Here is an 18388-nt window from a genome sequence, read left to right as displayed (position 1 = left end):
GTATAGCAAAAATAGACGGTTTTTGATAGAAAGAACAAGGAAACGTTCGGGAATGGAAAAAGCTCACACAAGGTGAGCAAATTTGATTATCTAAACAAATCATATAAGTAACCTTGTTTTAGCATGTCGAGATTGAAGACATGGGTTATATGACCAAATGCTTCTGCTAAAGGAAGATGGGCAGTCTTCCATCCCTGACCATCCGTTACCCAAACAAAATTCACATCATCTACCGATTTTGTTACAAATTGGCTTAATTCTGTAAATTCTCCAGCTACAGCCTTTAACTTACTACCGCCTCCACCATAATAATTCGTTTCAATTAACCATACTTTATGTTTATCTTTTGAAAATACAGCAACATCAAATCGGCGTTCCGACTTATCAACAGGGACCTCAATCCCCCAATTATCCTTTATAAATGGAGCTGTTGCTTGTGCCTTAAACTCCAATCCATATTCTTTACAGACATGTGCTACTGTTCGCTCTAAAATCCCCTCCATGGTAGTTCCGCTTCTATTCTTACGAGCATTACTGTCAAGTCCCGCCTCTACTCCATAAACGTAGTCCACTAGAGAGCGATTGGCTTTCTTTTGCAAAAAATCTAATAATCCTGTTGCTTCTACAAAGTTAGTATAATCTACAATTCTATCCTCATCAATTTTTGCAAAATCTAAGTTATCAAAACTCATATTATCATCGGCATCAATTGATAAAATATCCAGTGTTTTATCACGACTTGCAATCAAACTTGGTATAGCTTTTAATAAATTTGGTTGTTTATTAAAAAGTTGCAACGCTTCGTTGTATATATCATCTTTACCAATTAAATAATTCAAAGTATTTAATTCTAACTCATATTTTTTTGTTTCTCGTGCAACCTTAGACCAATTGACATAGTAATCTGGCGTTCGATTAGTAACTGATAAAGTACTTAAAAATATTTTTAAGCGTTCTTCAGAAGATAAATTTATATAAGCTTGCAAATTCATTAGTCCATCTCCATTTCTAATAACTCTTTAATATTTTTATTCCGAATATCATGGAGATTGTACAATCTTGGTATTCTTTCAAATGCCTCCTCTAAATTAGATTTAGACCTTTGCCAACCTTCACCATCTGTTATCCAAACAAAATGAACATTCGAAATTTCAGTAAGTTTTTCTGCTAAATTTTCATATGAACGTGTGGTTTCATTTGGTTTTGACCCTGATTTAGAATAGAAATTTACTTCCGTTAAATACAATTGACCATTTGCGTGAATTGCAAAATCGAATTTCTTATGATTTTTACCATTATTCGTTATGGCACTTAAATCAATATGAAATAGTGATTCAATTTGCTTAGTACTTATTTGTTTATAGTAGTCCGTTTTTTCTTTTAGTCCTGCATTCCAAAGTTCTCTTTCAACCAAAGCTTCCATTATCTTACCCATTCTATTTTTACGACCATTTGAATCTAACCCGACTTCTACACCGTAAACATAGTCCTGTAAGTTTTTAACTAGATGTGATTGCAGTAGTTCAAAAACACCTGTATTCTCTAGCAAATCTGCATAATTCTCTATGGTATAGTTAGGAGAATAAAAATCAAAATCGTAGCTTATTATAGCATCGTCCCCATACTCGCGAATAGGTAAAGCAATTGGTTTACGATTTTTTCCTCGGCCTTTAGATTCCAAACGTATAGCCAAAAGAATTGGTATGATAGTTAACACATCTGGATACTTTTCACATATTGCGATAAAATCTTCTCGAATTTGTTTACTCCCTACCAACGTATTCAAGATATTCAAATTAGTTCTCAAATACAGGTCGTTCATATTATTAAAAACCTTTGTAAAGTCAACATAGTATTTCCAATCAGCAACCGTATCTGTAAAAGTTTCAAACCAACTATGAAAAGTTCTTCTTGCCATCTTCCTTATCCAATCTAGTTCTCGCGATTTTTAAATAATCCCGTTCAGCATCAATCCCAATAAATTTTCTTCCTAAACGTTTAGCAACCACTCCTGTCGTCCCGCTTCCTACAAATGGATCAAGTATGTAATCTCCTTCTTGAGTTGAAGCTAAAATAATACGTTCTAAAAGATATTCTGGTTTTTGAGTCGGATGCTTGCCTGCCCATTTTTCAGATTTTTTTGTTAGTCCTCCAACCCAAACATCTTTCATTTGTTTGCCATCATTGAGTTCTTTCATAAGTTCGTAATTATAATAATGACGAGCTTTTTTATCATCTTTTCGAGCCCATAAAATAGTTTCCGTTGAATGAGTAAAGTAACGACAGGAAAGATTTGGTGCAGGATTTGTCTTCTGCCAAGTAATATTATTTAGTATTTTAAAACCTTCTTGTTCTAAGGCCATCCCCACTGAATAAATATTGTGAAAGCTCCCTGAAATCCAAATGGTCCCATTTGGTTTCAACACATTTTTGGCTAAGCGAATCCATTTCCTATTAAATTCATGTTTTTCTTCTAAAGAATTAACCTTATCCCAATCCCCCTTATCTACGGAAACAACTTGACCTCCAGAGTTAGAAATTCCCCCATTACTTAAAAAATATGGAGGATCTGCAAAAATCATATCCATGCTCTCTGGTTTCATTTTATTCAAAAATTCAAATGTATCTGCGTGTACCAAAATAGCTTTATTTTTATGATAGTATGGTTTGTTCATTAAGACCCCTCCATACTTATATTCGTTATTCGCCATAATTTCTTACAATAATTTCTTGAATTTTTCCACGACTGGAATTACTTGCTCCATTCGTTCTCGATACATCTACTCGGGAAATATTAAAACCAGCGTACAATTCTTCAACTACTGGGCTTGAAGAATTAGAAAGCATTACATTAACTCCTCTTCGGTCTAAATCTATGAAAGTATCTCTTAATCGACGCTGATCCTCATCCGAAAAACCTTCATGCGTATAGGAAGTAAAAGAGCTAGTAGCCGTTATAGGAACATATGGAGGATCAAAATATACAAAATCTCCTGCAACAGCTTCTTCAACTGCCGTAACAAAATCACCTTGCATAATTAAAATATTGTTATCATTTAAGTATCTTGATACACTAAGAATAAGTTCCGAGTCTACTATCTTTGGATTTTTGTACCTACCGTAAGGAACATTAAACTGATTTTTAGAGTTCACCCTATATAGACCATTAAAATCTACTCGTAGCATATACAGTATGCGTGCTGCTCGCTCTACATCGGACATAGTTTCTATTCTACCATCTCTGTCAACCGAACGAACATTCAAATAATATTCCTTGGAATTGTTCTCTTGATGGATATGTAATAAATCAAGCAATGCTTCTGGATTATCCCGTATCTGTAAATAAGTATTTATCAATTCCTCATTAAAATCGTTTATTACGGCATTTTCGGGAGCTAAATCAAAGAATAGTGCTCCTCCCCCAACAAACGGTTCAAAATATCTATTGTATTCTAATGGCAAGTGTTCATGTAGCTGCGTTAATAACTTCCGCTTCCCACCTGTCCATTTCGTAAAAGGTTTTAAAATCATAGAACTATTATACCAAAAACCACCCCAACTTCTCCAGCTGGGGTGTCTTTCTTGCATCAAATTTCTCAATGTCTAAAATGTCTTACTCCTGTAAAGACCATGGTCAAGCCGTACTTGTTAGCCATGTCAATGGAGTCTTGGTCGCGAACAGAGCCACCTGGCTGGATAATAGCCTTGATGCCTGCCGCTGCGATTTCTTCCACATTATCAGCAAATGGGAAAAAGGCATCCGATGCCAATACGGCTCCATCCAAACGCTCCTTGGCTTGCTCGATAGCGATGCGGACGGAAGCCACACGGTTTGTTTGCCCCGGCCCCACGCCCAAGGTCATCTTGTCATTAGTGATGATGATGCCGTTGGACTTGACATACTTAGAGGACTTCCAGGCGAACTCCATGGCTGCCCACTCTTGCTCGGACGGTTGACGCTCGGTCACCACCTGCCAGTCCGCTGGGCTTTCCACCACCACGTCCTGATCCTGCACCAAAAGCCCGCCGACAACGCCTGTGAACTCTTTTTCCACTTCGCTTGCATCCTGTGCGTCAAAGGCCAATTCCAAAATCCGAAGATTTTTCTTTTTATTGGTCAAAATAGCTAGCGCTTCTGCCGAGTAGCTCGGTGCGATGATGATTTCTAAGAAAATCGGGTGCATCTTTTCAGCCGTCGCAGCATCCACTTCCCTGTTCAGCACGACGATGCCTCCGAAAATTGATACTGGGTCAGCCTCATAAGCGTAATCCCAAGCCTGTTCAATGGTTTCAGCCTGACCGATACCACAAGGGTTCATGTGTTTGAGAGCCACAACAGTTGGACGGTCCTTGAAATCACGGATAATCCGGATAGCTGCATCCGCATCACGAATGTTGTTGAAAGACAGTTCCTTGCCATTTAACTGTTTGGCAGAGGCAATCGAATAATCTGTCGGAAGGGCATTTTGGTAGAAATCCGCATGTTGTTGAGGATTTTCTCCGTAACGCATGGGCTGATTGAGATCGTAAGTAATGGTGAGTTTTTCAGGCTTGTCTTCACCGACTTGCTTGGTGAAATAATCAGCTATTAAAGCGTCGTAAGCCGCGGTATGACGAAAGACCTTAGCTGCTAATCGCTGACGCGTTGAGTAGGTCGTCTGCCCCTGCTCTGCTATCTCCCCTAAAACCGTCGGATAATCTGCCGGATCCACCACAACCGTTACGCTGGCGTGGTTTTTGGCTGCCGAACGAAGCATGGACGGACCGCCGATGTCGATGTTCTCCACCGCCAAGTCGTAAGTCACGTCTGGTCGTAGAATCGTTTCCTTAAAAGGATAGAGGTTAACCACTACCAAATCAATCAAGCTAATCTCATGGTCCTTGGCTGCTTGCAAGTGGCTGTCCACATCCCGACGAGCCAGCAAACCACCATGGATTTTGGGATGAAGCGTCTTAACACGGCCGTCCATCATCTCAGGAAAACCAGTCACATCGTCAATGGCGATAGTCGTTACGCCTGCCTGATCCAAGGCAACCTTTGTGCCTCCTGTCGAAATGATTTCCCAACCAAGCTTGGTCAATTCTTGGGCAAATTCTACAATACCATTTTTATCTGATACGCTAATTAGTGCGCGTTTTGTCATGATTTCTCCTTATTTTTTCACTGCCCCTAACTCCTCCAAAACTGCTGGATAGAGTTGGTACTCCGCTTCATGTATTCTTGCTTCAAAGGCTTCCAATGTGTCATCGGCCAATCGGGGTACTCGGACTTGTTTGATAATTTGTCCTGTGTCAATGCCGCTGTCAACCCAGTGAACTGTCACACCACTTTCTGCCACACCTGCATTCCAAGCGTCTTCAATCCCGTGAGCCCCTGGAAATTCAGGCAGATAAGCCGGGTGAATATTGATGATACGACCTTCGTACTGAGCCAGCAAGGTCGGACCAACAATCTTCATATAGCCTGCCAAGACCACCAAGTCAATCTGGTGCTGGTCTAAGAGTTGGATGAGGGTTTCTTCGTAAGCCTGCTTATCGGCGAACTCTTTTAATTCAAAAGTAAAGACTGGCACACCAAGTTTTTCAGCCCGTTCCAGGACATAGGCATTTCTGTGGTCTGAAAAGAGGAAGGCTACTTCAAACTGCTCTGCGATGACTTGAAAATTAGAACCAGACCCACTGGCAAAAACAGCTATTCGTTTCATTTGATGACCACGCTCTTGTCTTCCTTAGTGATAATGCGGCCGATTTCATAGACTTCTTCGCCTACCAATTCACGGACTTTCTCCACCTGCTCTGGACTGACAGCTAGTACCAGACCGATACCCATATTGAAGATTTCAAACATTTCTTCATGTTTGATGTTGCCATATTTTTCAAGGGCTGTGAAGATTGGAAGGACTGGAATCTTATCTTCTTCAATCTCAGCTGCAAGATTATCAGCAAACATACGGGGAATATTTTCGATAAAGCCACCGCCTGTGATATGGGCAATGCCGTTGACCAGCCCTGCTTTTACCAAAGGCAACACCTGCTGGACATAGATACGGGTAGGCTCTAGAAGGACTTCCTTAAGAGCTCTGCCATTGAGCTCTGGCAACAGAGCGTCGCCAGAAACATCCGCAAAAACACGACGGACTAGGGAATAGCCGTTGGAGTGGATGCCGCTTGAGGCCAAGCCGAGGAGAATATCGCCCTCCTGGACCTTACTGCCGTCAATAATCTGAGACTTCTCCGCAATACCGACTGCAAAGCCAGCCAGGTCATAGTCATCCTCGCCGTACATTCCAGGCATTTCAGCCGTTTCACCACCAATCAGACCGCAACCAGCTTGGACACAGCCTTCCGCAACACCTGCAACCACCTGCTCCAGCTTGGCTGGCTCATTTTTTCCAGTCGCTATGTAGTCGAGGAAGTAAAGTGGCTCCGCTCCTGCAGCGATGATGTCGTTGACACACATGGCCACACAATCCTGACCAATGGTATCATGTTTGTCGTACTGGATAGCTAGCATGAGCTTGGTGCCGACACCGTCTGTCCCAGATACCAAGACTGGCTCTTTGACATCCAGCTTGGTCAGGTCAAACATACCACCAAAGCCACCGAGAGCTCCCATAACACCCAAACGTTCTGTCCGAGCAACGTGTTTCTTAATCCGCTCAACCACTTCGTAGCCAGCTTCGACGTCAACACCCGATTGGGCATATGCATTTTTATTTGTCATCTTGGGTCCTTTCTTCGTGAAATGTTACATAATTTACTTGACATTTTCAATGTAGAAACTCGTTTTCTCTTCTAGGCTACGGAGGTATTCTTCCTCATAGTCATAGAGAGGCGTTGGAAATTCTCCATCAAAATAGGCCACACAAAGCCCACCTTTAGGTGCATCTGTGTTGATGCCAATGGCCTCAATCATCCCTTCAAGAGAAAGGTAGGTCAGACTGTCTGCCCCAATAATCTCACAGACTTCATCAACGGTGTGGTTGGCTGAAATCAGCTCCCGACGGGTCTGGATATCGATACCATAGAAACATGGGTACTTGAGTTCTGGGCTGCCGATAGCCACATGAACTTCTTTTGCCCCAGCATCACGGAGAAGCTGGACAATGCGACGGCTAGTTGTACCACGAACAATGGAGTCATCAATCATGACCACGCGCTTGCCTTTGACAACGCTTGAAACAGCTGACAACTTCATGCGCACACCCTGCTCCCGTAATTCCTGGGTCGGTTGAATAAAAGTCCGTTGGGTATATTGGTTTTTGATTAGACCCATTTCATTTGGCAAACCAGATTCTTCTGCAAATCCCATAGCCGCAGATAGGGAGGAGTTTGGCACACCAACCACGATATCCGCTTCATGTTGAAATTCCCGGGCCAAACGACGACCCATATTTTTACGAGCCGTGTGGACATTGACCCCGTGAATAACCGAGTCCGGTCGGGCAAAATAGACATACTCCATAGAACAAACTGCTAGCTGAGTGTCGGTCGTATAACGGTCATAGTGAACGCCATTATCATCAATAATGACTAGCTCTCCAGGTAAGACATCTCGCACCCACTCAGCACCTACTACTTCAAAGGCACAGGTTTCACTAGCAACAACCCAGGCACCATTTTTCATCTTTCCAATTGAAAGTGGACGGAAACCGTTAGGGTCCAAGGCAGCAACCAATTTGTCTTCCAACATAATCAGGTAAGCAAAGCCACCTTTAACAGTATTGAGGGCTTCCTTGATTTTGCCCATAAAGTCTGGATTGTGACTGCGGCGAATCAAGTGCATCAAAATCTCTGTGTCTGAGGAACTAGAAAAGATTGAACCGTTCTTTTCCAACTCAGCCTTCAAGCTGACCGCGTTGGTTAAGTTCCCATTATGAGCCAAACCCATCTGCATATCTGCAAAGTCAAAGAGGAAGGGCTGGATATTATTGATTGAAGCAGAGCCAGAAGTCGCATAGCGGACATGACCAATGGCAGCCGTTCCTGTCAAGGCTTCTAAATCTGCTGGATTTTTAAAGACTTCTGCAATCAGGCCTGTTCCGCGATGGCGACGTAAATGCCCACCATCATTGGCCAAAATCCCTGCTCCTTCTTGTCCTCGGTGCTGCAAGCTATGCAGACCAAAATAGGTCACCTGAGCAGCCTGCGGATGTCCCCAAATGCCGAAAACACCGCATTCTTCATTGAGTGATTTAACTTCGTATGTCATATTTATTTTCCTGTAAAATAGCGAACCGCTGAAACAAAGAGCCCTTGGTCTTTCTTACCTGGAATGTTTTGGAAAAGACCGTCCTCGTAACGCTCCGAGTGTCCCATTTTCCCGATAATCTGACCATTTCGGCTAGTGATTCCTTCAATAGCATGGCTGGATCCATTTGGATTGTACTTAGAATCCATGCTTGGCTGACCTGCAAAATCAACGTATTGGCTGAAAATCTGCCCATTATCCCGCAAGACAGCGAATTCTTCGTCCGTCACTACAAATTTTCCTTCCCCGTGAGAAACTGGGATAGCATGAATATCACCGACCTGAACACCTGCCAACCACGGTGAGTTGACATTGGCAATCCGCGTTTCCACCATTTTTGCAACGTGCTGGTTGGCATCGTTGTAGAAAAGTGTCGGACTGTTTTCACCAGCCTCCTCAAAGTTACCATACGGCAGCAAGCCTGATTTGACAAGGGCCTGGAAACCATTACAGATACCGATGATGAGGCCACCTTTTTCGATAAATTTGTCAATAGCAGAGCGGACCTTGGCGTTTCGTAAGATAGTCACGATAAACTTAGCAGACCCGTCTGGCTCATCCGCAGCGGAGAATCCACCTGCAAAGAATAGAATATTAGCCTTGGCAATGTTGGCAACCATGGTGTCAACCGAGTTTTCAATGCTCTCTGCATCTAAGGTCACAAATGGCACCAGATTAACCTTGGCACCAGCCTGTTCGAAGGCCTTGGCTGAGTCGTATTCTGAGTTGGTACCTGGGAAGACTGGAATGTAAACTACAGGTACTTCAACTCTTTCCTTGGCTTGAATAACCGCTGAACCTGTGACTGCTGGAACATCCTGCAACTCTGTCGCCTGTTCAAATTCTGTTGGGTAAACTTCTTCTAGTTTGCCTTCAAAGGCAGCTTGCAAGTCCTGTCCAGCAAGGTTGCCACCATTGACAACCAGTGTAAAGTCCGTTGTCGTTTGACCGATTTTCACCGCATCTGGAATGACTTCTTTCGATGTGAAGACAAAGCCACCTAGCTGACCTGTTAGACTAATTTCAAGCTCCGCTAACTCAACTTCTGCACCGATTTGGTTACCAAAGGACATGAGGGCTAGACTTTCTAGAACACCACCATACTTGACTGCGCTAGCAGCCGTAAACACATAATCGCTCTGCCATTTTTCAAAAGTCTCAAAATTAGACTTCATCAAGGCAAAATCAATGTCTTCTGACAAAATCTGACCTGGTAAGTAATAAATGTGCTCGCCAGCTGCCTTGAACTCAGGCGAGAGGACCTTACGGCTGTCTGCCGTTGTCACGCCAAAGGCAACCAGGGTCGGCGGAACAGTCAAGTCCTCAAAGGTACCAGACATGGAATCCTTGCCACCAATAGACGGCAATCCAAGCTGGATCTGAGCCTCGATAGAGCCAAGCAAGGCTGCTACTGGCTGACCAAAACGCTCTGCTTGCTTGTCCATGCGCTGGAAATACTCCTGATAAGAGAAGCGAGCCTTGGACCAGTTAGCACCTGTTGCCACCAAGCGAGCAGTCGCTTCAATGACCGCATAGGCTGCTCCGTGGTAAGGTGACCAGTCTGCTAGGTAAGGATGGTAGCCCTGGGCCATAACAGAAGCCGTCGTCGTCACACCGTGCTGGACAGGCAACTTTTGCACCGAACTTTCGGTCGGTGTCAGCTGGTGACGACCTCCGAGTGGGTGGTTGACAGTTGAGCGACCAACTGATGAGTCAAAAATCGTCTGCAAACCTTTTTGGCTAGTATGGTTGAGGTCTGACAAAAGTTCTTTCAAGTCTTCTTGTAGGCTTTCAGCAGATGTTTTACGCATTTCTGGTAAATTGACAGTGCTGTCAATCACTTTAGCATCCACTACCACGCGCACACCGTTGGTATCAAGGAAGGAACGTTCCAAATCGACTATGGTTTGACCATTCCAAGTCATAACGAGATTTGGTTTTTCAGTGACTTTGGCTACAACAACCGCATGGATATTTTCCTGACGGCAGGCTGCGATAAAGGCGTCTACGTCTTCTGGACGGACAACGACACTCATCCGCTCCTGTGATTCAGAAATGGCAATTTCCGTTCCATTCAGACCTGCATACTTGAGCGGTACCTTGTCCAAGTCAATTTCCAAACCGTCTGCCAGTTCTCCAATAGCTACGCAGACACCGCCTGCACCGAAGTCATTGGATTTTTTGATAAGGCGTGTAACGTCACCATTTCGGAACAAACGTTGGATTTTACGTTCTTCAATGGCATTTCCTTTTTGGACTTCCGCACCAGCCGTTTCCACAGACTTAACCGTCTGCACCTTGGACGAGCCTGTTGCTCCACCGATACCGTCACGGCCTGTTTTGCCACCGAGTAGAATGACTACATCGCCTGCGACTGGTTTTTCACGGACCACATTTTCCTTTGGAGCGGCACCGACCACGGCACCAAGTTCCATCCGTTTAGCGATAAAGCCTGGGTGGAAATACTCACGCACATAGGTGGTCGCAAGACCGATTTGATTTCCATAAGAAGAATAGCCATGTGCCGCTGTTTTTGAAATGATTTGCTGTGGCAATTTCCCTGGGCGAGTAGCAGTCAGTGGCTGGGTAATATCGCCCGCACCTGAAATCCGCAAAGCCTGATAAACATAAGAACGACCTGACAAGGGATCGCGAATGGCACCACCAATACAGGTTGCGGCACCACCAAAAGGCTCGATTTCTGTTGGGTGGTTATGGGTTTCATTCTTGAACATAAGGAGCCATGGCTCTTTTACGCCATCCACATCCACTTCAATTTCCACCGAGCAGGCATTGATTTCATCTGACACTTCCATGTCATCCAGACGACCATTTGCTCTCTCATAGCGACCAAAAATGGTTGCCATATCCATCAATGTCTGTGGCTTGTCTGTCCGACCCAACTCAGTTCGCATAGCCAGGTACTTGTCATAAGTCGCCTGCAATTGCTTGTGGAATTTTGAAGCTGAAAAGTCAATAGACTTGAGTTCCGTTTCAAATGTCGTATGACGGCAGTGGTCACTCCAGTAAGTATCCAAGACCTTGAGTTCTGTCTCAGTTGGCACACGACCGATTGACTTGAAATAGTCCTGAATGAAGAGCAAGTCTTCCACTTCCATAGCCAAGCCAGCCTCACGCTTGTAAGCTGCAAAATCATCCGCTCCGTAGCTAGCAAAAAAGTCTAGGGTCGGAATAGTAGCATCCGACACCGAAAACTCCTGAGCCACCAAAGGAGCATTCAAATCCTTGAAACGCGAATCCACAGGATTGAGCAAATAATTCTTGATAGCAGCCAACTCTTCTTCCTGCACATCACCGTTCAAGATGTAAAGTTGCCCTGTATTGACACGCACCTCCTGGCGACTGCCCAACAAGAGAAGGGCCTCCTGACTGCTTGCAGCCCGCTGGTCAAACTGACCAGGCAAAGCCTCAATAGCAAAATAAACCGCGTCTTCCAAGCCCAGTTCCGCTTCCGACAAGACCTTGTCCGTCACCTGCTCAGTAAAGATGTGCTTGATGGCCTGCTCTAACAAGTCCTCCTCAAGATTGAAAACATCGTAAACCTGCACTAACCGCAAACTTGACAGGCTTGTCAACTGCAAATTATGGGTCAACTCCTTACGAAGAGCCTCCGCCTTAATCTGAAAATCCGCCTTCTTCTCAACAAAAATTCGCTTCGCCATTTTTTCCAATCCTTACTTCACTTCTTGTAACTTTGCCAATACGACCTCGTAAACATCGGTCAACTCCCCGAGCCCCCGACGGAAAACATCCTTGTCCAGATGGTTGCCATCCGCATCCCATAGACGACAATTATCCGGAGAAAACTCATCCGCCAATAATATCTGACCAGACGAGTCAATCCCAAATTCTAGCTTGAAATCCACCAAAGTCAACCCAAGCTGAGCAAACAAGTCCTTCAAGAACCCATTGATTCGTCTTGTTTCTTCCTTGATATAGGCAATTTCTTCTGAACTAGCTAGATTAAGAAAAGCAATATGTTCGTCGTTGATAAAAGGATCGTCCAACTCATCTTTTTTATAGTAAAATTCCACGATTGGAGTAACTAATGCAATTCCTTCTTCTACTCCAAAACGTTTTGAGAAAGAACCAGCGGTCACATTTCGCAAAACAACCTCCAGCGGAATAATTTCTACTTTCCTATTCAACTGCTCTGTATCCGACAAACGCTTGATAAAATGTGTCTTAACACCTGCAGCATTCAACTTTTCAAAAATAAGCGAAGAAATTAGATTATTCAGTCGGCCCTTGCCCACAATCTGTTCTTTCTTGCCACCATTAAAAGCCGTTGCCTGGTCCTTGTAAACTGCAACAATCTGGTCACTATCAACTGTAGCGTAGATATCTTTGGCTTTTCCTGAATAGAGAAGGTCTGTTTTCATTAAAATGTTCGCCTTTCATAAAATATTCTAGTCTTTTCGTTTATTCTAACACACAACATTCGCCTATACAAGAATTTTACGGTCTTTCAACTAAAAACAAAGAAAAACGCCCGTAAACTACGAACGTTTCTGTAATTCTTCATAAACAAAATCCACAATATCTGCTAATGTTTCAAAGCGCTCAATGGCCGCATCAGGAACATCGACACCAAACTCGTCTTCCAAGGTCAATACGAATTCCATAATTTCCACTGAATCCGCAGCTATATTCTCTGCTAAAGAAGATTCTGCTTGTACTTGAAAATCATCACCCTTCTCCTCTTGGATAATGGCAACAACCCGCTGATAGACCTGCTCTCTAGTCATTACTATCCTCCACTACTGAAAATTTCGCCACTGATTTTTCAACAATACCAGCCTCCAAAATCGAACGCGTCTGCTTGATGGTATAGAAAATCGACTGGGCATCGCTGGACCCGTGAGCCTTGATAACTGGAGCTTTCAAACCAAGCAAGACAGCACCGCCAGCCTTCTTGTAGTCCATAGCCCCAAGTGCTTTTTTCAAGGTTGGCTTGACCAAAAGACCACCCAATTTGGCACGCAGACCACCATTTTTGATAGAGCCTGTCAACTGACCGACGATAGATTTTGCCGTTCCCTCAATGGTTTTCAGCACAGCGTTTCCCGTGAAACCATCCGTCACAACCACATCCGCCACACTGTTGAGCAACTCACGCGCCTCCACATTTCCGATAAAGTTAATCGACTTGTCTTCCGCCAAGAGTTTATAGGCTTCTTGGTGAACTGGCGTGCCCTTGGTATCTTCCGTACCGTTGTTCAAAAGTCCCACACGAGGTTGTTTGACACCACGCACGTGCTCCGCGTAAAATGAGCCAAGGATACCATACTGATAGAGGTGATGGGCTGTATTTTCAGCATTTGCCCCCAGGTCCATCATATCAAATCCCTTACCATCCATAGTAGGAAGAGTTGACATAAGACCTGGACGGTCAATGTGTTTGATCCGTCCAACCACAAAGACGCCTGCCGCCAAAAGAGCCCCTGTATTTCCAGCTGATAAGACCGCATCTGCCTGACCATCCTTGACAGCCTTGGTCGCTAAAACCATAGAAGCCTCTTTCTTCCGACGAATCGCCTTGACAGGCTCATCATCTGAATTGATTTTCTCCGTCGTATGGACGATTCTGACACGCTCTGTCGCTGTCAAATACTGCTTGATTTTAGCCTCATCACCATAAAGCTGAATTTCAATGTCTGGAAAGGTAGATAAGGCCTGATTGACACCTTCTACCACTGCCTGAGGGGCGTGGTCCCCACCCATAGCATCTACTGCAATACGTTTCATTCTGTTTCCTCATTTTCTGTTCTTGGTTTCATAATCTGCCCCCAAGAAGACAAATCATCTATAAATTTCTTGGATTTCAAGTGAATCCCCACATATTCCTCGTACAGCTGGTCAATAAAAAGCCGTAATTTTCGCTTCATCTCAGGCTTGATGGAAATGGTTTCTAGTTCATCAAAGGAAATGGCTTGAAATTGATCAAGTAGATAAGGAACATTGGGATCCAGATAAGCCCGTCGCTCATCTTGTTGATAGTGTTGCGGACATAAGACCCCGCTGTACTTGTAGGAATAGTCAAAAGGCTGACCTACCCGATGACAAAAAGCACACTCGTGAAAATTCAGACTGATCCCAAATCGACCCAAGATCTGAATTTCAAAAATATTTGTCAAAATTTCATAGTCCAAGCCCGTTTCCATCAAGTCCAAGGTCTTGACCAAAAAAGCAAAGAGAGCTGGGTCATAGACCTTGTCCTGCAGGGACGCATCTGCCAAAGCCAAAATATAGGTCGCATAACTGAGCTTAAAAATATCGCCGTTGATGGCTTTAAAAGGCTGGACCTGATGAAAATCTTCGATATAAGACAGACCATCATCATTGATTTTAACGATAAAATCGGCATAGGTCAAGGGTTGGATAGCAGCAACCAGCTTAGACTTAGAAGCATGTTTCACGAAAAACATCCGCTTGCCAGCCTTCTCCGTAAAAATCTTGACCAGCTTATCATCTTCCCGAAAGTTGCGATTGTAAAGGACTAAGCCTCTAGTTTCAATTCGTTCCATTTTCTTCTAGATAGTCCTTCAAACGAGCCATAGCTGTCTGAATTTTCTCCATACTTGCTGCATAGGAAATCCGCACATAGCCTTCCCCGTATTGACCAAAGGCCGCACCTGGAATAAAGGCCACCGCTTTCTTCCTCGCAAAGTCCTGCAAGAAACTAAAGGAATCTTGATTATAGCCCGCAGGGATTTTTGCAAAAATGTAAAAGGCTCCGTCTGGCTTAATAATCTCAAAGCCCAAGTCTGTCATCTTATCGATGATGTAATCCCTACGCTTGACGTACTCCTCCCGCATCGGAAGAGCATCATCCTTACCGTTTTTCAAGGCTTCAACCGCACCATACTGCATAGCTGTAGACGCTGCTGTTACCAGATACTGATGGCTCTTGATGATTTGAGCGACAATAGGAGCCTGACTCATAATCAAGCCAATCCGCCAGCCTGTCATGGCATGGGACTTAGACAAGCCCTGAATTAAAATAGTCTGCTCTGGTAAAAACTCCGCAATCGAAGTATGAGGTTGACCAGTGTACGTCAACTCCGCATAGACCTCATCCGACAGGACAAAAATAGGGTACTTACGAATAATATCAGCAAAAGCCTGGATTTGCTCGCGTGAATAGGTCACACCCGTTGGGTTGGCAGGATAGTTAAGAATGACAGCTTTTAACTTATCACCCTGGGCAATAATGGCCTCTTCCAACATCTCAGGTGTCAATACGAAATCATTGGCTGTTGTATCAATTTCTACTACATCCGCTCCCACCATATTGACAATTGGCTCATAGCCAGGATAGGCAGGGGCAGGTAAAAGAACTGTATCCCCAGGCTCCAAAATAGCAACTAGACTTGCTGATAAAGCCTCTGTCGCACCAATCGTAGAGAGAATTTCATTTTCTGGATTGTAGTGCAAGTTGTATTTTTCAGCCACAAATTCTGCCGCTGCTTGGCGTAACTCCAAAAGACCTGCCATACCAGTATAATAGCTATAGTTAGCATCGATAGCAGCCTTAGCTGCCTCTTTGACATGGTCTGGCGTTGTAAAGTCAGGCTCTCCCAGGGTTAATTTTAAAATTCCAGGTACATCTGAAATTGACTGATCAAACTGACGAATCATAGAAACCTCAATTCGGTTCAAATTCTTATTAAAACGGTGACGTAAATCCATAACAGACCTCCTAATCATTATATAAGAACATTATACCAAAAAAGGAGAACCTTTCGGTTCCCCAAACAGCTATTTAACAATCTTTGTTTCAAATAAAGGCGAAAGTGGGCGTTTTTCATGGATACGAATGATAGCATCTGCTAACAAATCCGCAGTTGAAATGTGCTCAATCTTATCAATCAAACGCTCCTGAGGAATTTCGATAGTGTCCAAAACAACCAATTTCTCAATCGCAGACTTGCTAATGTTATCCATGGCTGGCCCAGATAAAACAGGGTGGGTGCAAGACGCATAGACAGCTGTCGCACCAGCCTCAGCCAAAGCATCTGCCGCATGGCAAATAGTCCCCGCAGTATCAATCATATCATCAATCAAGATACAAGTCTTACCCTTAATATCACCGATAATATTCATAACCTCAGATGTATTCATCTTATCAACACTACGACGCTTATCAATAATCGCAATCGGTGTTTTCAGAAATTGGGCCAATTTACGTGCACGAGTTACACCACCGTGGTCTGGTGAAACAACCACATATCCCTCACCAACCATACCACGACGTTCAAAATAATCAGCAATCAGCGGAGCCCCCATCAAATGATCCACTGGAATATCAAAGAATCCTTGAATTTGAGCAGCATGAAGATCAATAGTTAATAAACGATTCACACCAGCAGTCTGCAACATATTTGCCACTAATTTAGATGTGATTGGCTCACGAGCACGAGCTTTCCGATCCTGACGTGCATAGCCATAATAAGGCATTACTACGTTTACTGATTCAGCAGATGCACGTTTCAAGGCATCTACCATAATCAAAATTTCCATTAAATTATCATTAACAGGTGAACTTGTTGATTGAAGAATGAAGACATGAGTCCCACGAATTGATTCTTCAATATTCACTTGAATTTCACCATCTGAAAACTGACGAACACTTGATTTCCCCAAAGGAATTCCTATTTTTTTCGACACCTGTTCAGCTAACTTCTGATTTGACGAAAGAGCGAACAATTTTAAGTCAGTAAACGCCATGACAGCCTCCTCTTTATTTCTACCTTTACTATTCTAACGCTTTTTCTTTCATTTTTCAAACAAAAATAGAACGTAGTTCTACTACGCTCTATTAAAATTCTTAATATGGAGGATAAATATAATAAACAGCACCCTCTGAAGTTGTTGTTGGATTGAAGTAGCCACCACGGTGGTTGCCAATATAACGACGACCCATATAGTTAGATTCTACAACTTGGATACTTGTAGAAGATTCCACTGCAGTAACAACCGCAACGTGACCATAGTATCCACCAGTCCATACTGCAATTGCTCCAACCTGTGGAGTTGAACCCGTACGGAAACCTTCTGCTGCTGCTGAAGCCAACCAATGTTTCGCATCACCCCAGTACGGACCAACCCATGAAAGTTGTGATTTAACACCCCAAGTACATTCACCAACTGGATAAGATGAAGCATCAAAAGTCGCATTACGCGCTGCTGCTGAATTACCAGAACCAGTTGAAGATGACACAGCTGGAGTAGAAACAGTTTGTGTAACAACAGGTTCACTAACTGCTACAGTTGCAGTAGATTCAGCTACTGCCGCTTCTACTGGTGCTGTTGCAGCGACTGGTGCTGCAACCGATGCAGCCTGTTGTGCTGCTAAGGCACGTTGTTGCGCTTCATATTCTGCCTGACGTGCCGCTGCCTGACGTGCTGCCTCTTCAGCAGCTGCCTTTTGTTCAAGCAAAGAGTTTTTCTCATCTTCAGCAGTTGCTTTTTGAGCAGCAAGATTTAATTGAGCAACTTGTAATTCTGCCTGACGAACCTGTAATACCTGTGCATCGTCTTCCAATTTCTGACGGTTAGCTGCTAAAGTATTGATAGCTTCTTGGTTAGCTTTCTGTTTTTCTACAATAACTTCTTTATCCGTTTTTTGTTGTTCTAACATACGATTGTTGGCCGCAACAATCTCACGCATTGCATTAACACGTGATACAGCATCAACAATTGATTTTGAATCCAAAATTGTATTGATATAACTAGAAGCAGAAGCATCAGTTTGCGCACTACGAGCTTGTTCTTTCAAAGCACCATCACGTGATACGATATCAGCTGATAAACGCTCAATATCTGCTGCCAAAGCCTGTGATTCAGCTTCCAAACGGGTATTTTCTTCTGTCAATTTTACTTGTTCAGCAACAATTTCATCAACTTGTCCTTGGATAACATCGACCTGTTGTTGAGCATCTACTTGTTGAGCCGCAAGTTCATTGATTTGTTGGTTTTTAGCTGCAATCTGACTATCAATATCATTTGCAACAATCACAGCCACATCATTCAAACTTGTAAGAACGACTGTGCTTAACAATAATGTAGCTAAGATTTTTTTCTTCATAAACTAATACTAACTCCTCTATACTT

16 protein-coding genes are annotated in these 18388 nt (G+C 43.5%); all 16 read right to left on the bottom strand.

All coding sequences use genetic code 11. The annotated features are described in order from the left end of the window. Positions 1 to 86 precede the first annotated feature (86 nt). The 16 genes from PW220_RS00255 to pcsB all read right to left on the bottom strand — a co-directional run bounded on the left by PW220_RS00255 (position 87) and on the right by pcsB (position 18362). A complete protein-coding gene (locus PW220_RS00255; RefSeq protein ID WP_248054867.1) occupies positions 87 to 992 on the bottom strand; it encodes a type II restriction endonuclease in 906 nt (301 codons plus the stop codon). Continuing rightward, entirely contained in the window at positions 992 to 1918 is a 927-nt protein-coding gene (locus PW220_RS00250) for a type II restriction endonuclease (protein WP_248054865.1), read from the bottom strand. Before PW220_RS00250 ends, PW220_RS00255 begins: the two co-directional genes overlap by 1 nt. Further along, the gene (locus PW220_RS00245; RefSeq protein WP_105107510.1) at positions 1896 to 2711 is read right to left on the bottom strand and encodes a DNA-methyltransferase; all 816 of its coding nucleotides are present in this window, start codon (positions 2709 to 2711) and stop codon (positions 1896 to 1898) included. The genes PW220_RS00250 and PW220_RS00245 overlap by 23 nt, the downstream gene beginning before the upstream one ends. Further along, positions 2701 to 3531 (bottom strand): DNA adenine methylase, encoded by an 831-nt coding sequence (locus PW220_RS00240; protein ID WP_248054863.1) that lies wholly within the window; start codon positions 3529 to 3531, stop codon positions 2701 to 2703. Before PW220_RS00240 ends, PW220_RS00245 begins: the two co-directional genes overlap by 11 nt. 65 nt (positions 3532 to 3596) lie before the next feature. After that, the gene (gene purH, locus PW220_RS00235) at positions 3597 to 5144 is read right to left on the bottom strand and encodes a bifunctional phosphoribosylaminoimidazolecarboxamide formyltransferase/IMP cyclohydrolase (protein WP_248054860.1); all 1548 of its coding nucleotides are present in this window, start codon (positions 5142 to 5144) and stop codon (positions 3597 to 3599) included. 9 nt (positions 5145 to 5153) lie between these two features. Further along, entirely contained in the window at positions 5154 to 5705 is a 552-nt protein-coding gene (purN, locus tag PW220_RS00230) for a phosphoribosylglycinamide formyltransferase (RefSeq protein ID WP_248054858.1), read from the bottom strand. Next, positions 5702 to 6724, bottom strand: coding sequence for a phosphoribosylformylglycinamidine cyclo-ligase (gene purM / locus PW220_RS00225; RefSeq protein ID WP_248054856.1), 1023 nt, complete (start codon positions 6722 to 6724; stop codon positions 5702 to 5704). Before purM ends, purN begins: the two co-directional genes overlap by 4 nt. Before the next feature lie 33 nt (positions 6725 to 6757). Then, entirely contained in the window at positions 6758 to 8212 is a 1455-nt protein-coding gene (gene purF, locus PW220_RS00220) for an amidophosphoribosyltransferase (RefSeq protein WP_248054854.1), read from the bottom strand. 2 nt (positions 8213 to 8214) lie between these two features. After that, a complete protein-coding gene (locus tag PW220_RS00215; protein ID WP_248054851.1) occupies positions 8215 to 11934 on the bottom strand; it encodes a phosphoribosylformylglycinamidine synthase in 3720 nt (1239 codons plus the stop codon). Between the two features lie 12 nt (positions 11935 to 11946). Further along, positions 11947 to 12654 (bottom strand): phosphoribosylaminoimidazolesuccinocarboxamide synthase, encoded by a 708-nt coding sequence (gene purC, locus PW220_RS00210; protein WP_248054841.1) that lies wholly within the window; start codon positions 12652 to 12654, stop codon positions 11947 to 11949. A gap of 117 nt (positions 12655 to 12771) precedes the next feature. Further along, the gene (locus PW220_RS00205; protein ID WP_105144868.1) at positions 12772 to 13020 is read right to left on the bottom strand and encodes a phosphopantetheine-binding protein; all 249 of its coding nucleotides are present in this window, start codon (positions 13018 to 13020) and stop codon (positions 12772 to 12774) included. Further along, the gene (gene plsX / locus PW220_RS00200; protein WP_248054840.1) at positions 13013 to 14020 is read right to left on the bottom strand and encodes a phosphate acyltransferase PlsX; all 1008 of its coding nucleotides are present in this window, start codon (positions 14018 to 14020) and stop codon (positions 13013 to 13015) included. The genes PW220_RS00205 and plsX overlap by 8 nt, the downstream gene beginning before the upstream one ends. Beyond that, positions 14017 to 14799: a DNA repair protein RecO gene (gene recO / locus PW220_RS00195; protein WP_248054833.1), complete on the bottom strand. Its 783-nt coding sequence runs from the start codon at positions 14797 to 14799 to the stop codon at positions 14017 to 14019. The genes plsX and recO overlap by 4 nt, the downstream gene beginning before the upstream one ends. Continuing rightward, the gene (locus PW220_RS00190) at positions 14786 to 15964 is read right to left on the bottom strand and encodes a pyridoxal phosphate-dependent aminotransferase (protein WP_248054831.1); all 1179 of its coding nucleotides are present in this window, start codon (positions 15962 to 15964) and stop codon (positions 14786 to 14788) included. Before PW220_RS00190 ends, recO begins: the two co-directional genes overlap by 14 nt. A 69-nt stretch (positions 15965 to 16033) precedes the next feature. Beyond that, on the bottom strand, positions 16034 to 17002 hold the full coding sequence (locus PW220_RS00185) for a ribose-phosphate diphosphokinase (RefSeq protein WP_105125541.1): 969 nt from the start codon (positions 17000 to 17002) through the stop codon (positions 16034 to 16036). Between the two features lie 100 nt (positions 17003 to 17102). Beyond that, entirely contained in the window at positions 17103 to 18362 is a 1260-nt protein-coding gene (gene pcsB / locus PW220_RS00180; RefSeq protein ID WP_248054829.1) for a peptidoglycan hydrolase PcsB, read from the bottom strand. Between the last annotated feature and the right edge of the window lie 26 nt (positions 18363 to 18388).

The sequence above is a fragment of the Streptococcus sp. 29892 genome, from assembly GCF_032594935.1.
Classification (GTDB): Bacteria; Bacillota; Bacilli; order Lactobacillales; family Streptococcaceae; genus Streptococcus; species Streptococcus hyiners.
This window is presented reverse-complemented; position numbering and strand designations above follow the sequence as displayed.

What these genes read in the sequence shown, in the direction of transcription:
- PW220_RS00255 (WP_248054867.1), bottom strand. Translation starts at nt 992, where the DNA reads ATGAATTTGCAAGCTTATATAAATTTATCTTCTGAAGAACGCTTAAAA.
- PW220_RS00250 (WP_248054865.1), bottom strand. Translation starts at nt 1,918, where the DNA reads ATGGCAAGAAGAACTTTTCATAGTTGGTTTGAAACTTTTACAGATACG.
- PW220_RS00245 (WP_105107510.1), bottom strand. Translation starts at nt 2,711, where the DNA reads ATGGCGAATAACGAATATAAGTATGGAGGGGTCTTAATGAACAAACCA.
- PW220_RS00240 (WP_248054863.1), bottom strand. Translation starts at nt 3,531, where the DNA reads ATGATTTTAAAACCTTTTACGAAATGGACAGGTGGGAAGCGGAAGTTA.
- purH (WP_248054860.1), bottom strand. Translation starts at nt 5,144, where the DNA reads ATGACAAAACGCGCACTAATTAGCGTATCAGATAAAAATGGTATTGTA.
- purN (WP_248054858.1), bottom strand. Translation starts at nt 5,705, where the DNA reads ATGAAACGAATAGCTGTTTTTGCCAGTGGGTCTGGTTCTAATTTTCAA.
- purM (WP_248054856.1), bottom strand. Translation starts at nt 6,724, where the DNA reads ATGACAAATAAAAATGCATATGCCCAATCGGGTGTTGACGTCGAAGCT.
- purF (WP_248054854.1), bottom strand. Translation starts at nt 8,212, where the DNA reads ATGACATACGAAGTTAAATCACTCAATGAAGAATGCGGTGTTTTCGGC.
- PW220_RS00215 (WP_248054851.1), bottom strand. Translation starts at nt 11,934, where the DNA reads ATGGCGAAGCGAATTTTTGTTGAGAAGAAGGCGGATTTTCAGATTAAG.
- purC (WP_248054841.1), bottom strand. Translation starts at nt 12,654, where the DNA reads ATGAAAACAGACCTTCTCTATTCAGGAAAAGCCAAAGATATCTACGCT.
- PW220_RS00205 (WP_105144868.1), bottom strand. Translation starts at nt 13,020, where the DNA reads ATGACTAGAGAGCAGGTCTATCAGCGGGTTGTTGCCATTATCCAAGAG.
- plsX (WP_248054840.1), bottom strand. Translation starts at nt 14,020, where the DNA reads ATGAAACGTATTGCAGTAGATGCTATGGGTGGGGACCACGCCCCTCAG.
- recO (WP_248054833.1), bottom strand. Translation starts at nt 14,799, where the DNA reads ATGGAACGAATTGAAACTAGAGGCTTAGTCCTTTACAATCGCAACTTT.
- PW220_RS00190 (WP_248054831.1), bottom strand. Translation starts at nt 15,964, where the DNA reads ATGGATTTACGTCACCGTTTTAATAAGAATTTGAACCGAATTGAGGTT.
- PW220_RS00185 (WP_105125541.1), bottom strand. Translation starts at nt 17,002, where the DNA reads ATGGCGTTTACTGACTTAAAATTGTTCGCTCTTTCGTCAAATCAGAAG.
- pcsB (WP_248054829.1), bottom strand. Translation starts at nt 18,362, where the DNA reads ATGAAGAAAAAAATCTTAGCTACATTATTGTTAAGCACAGTCGTTCTT.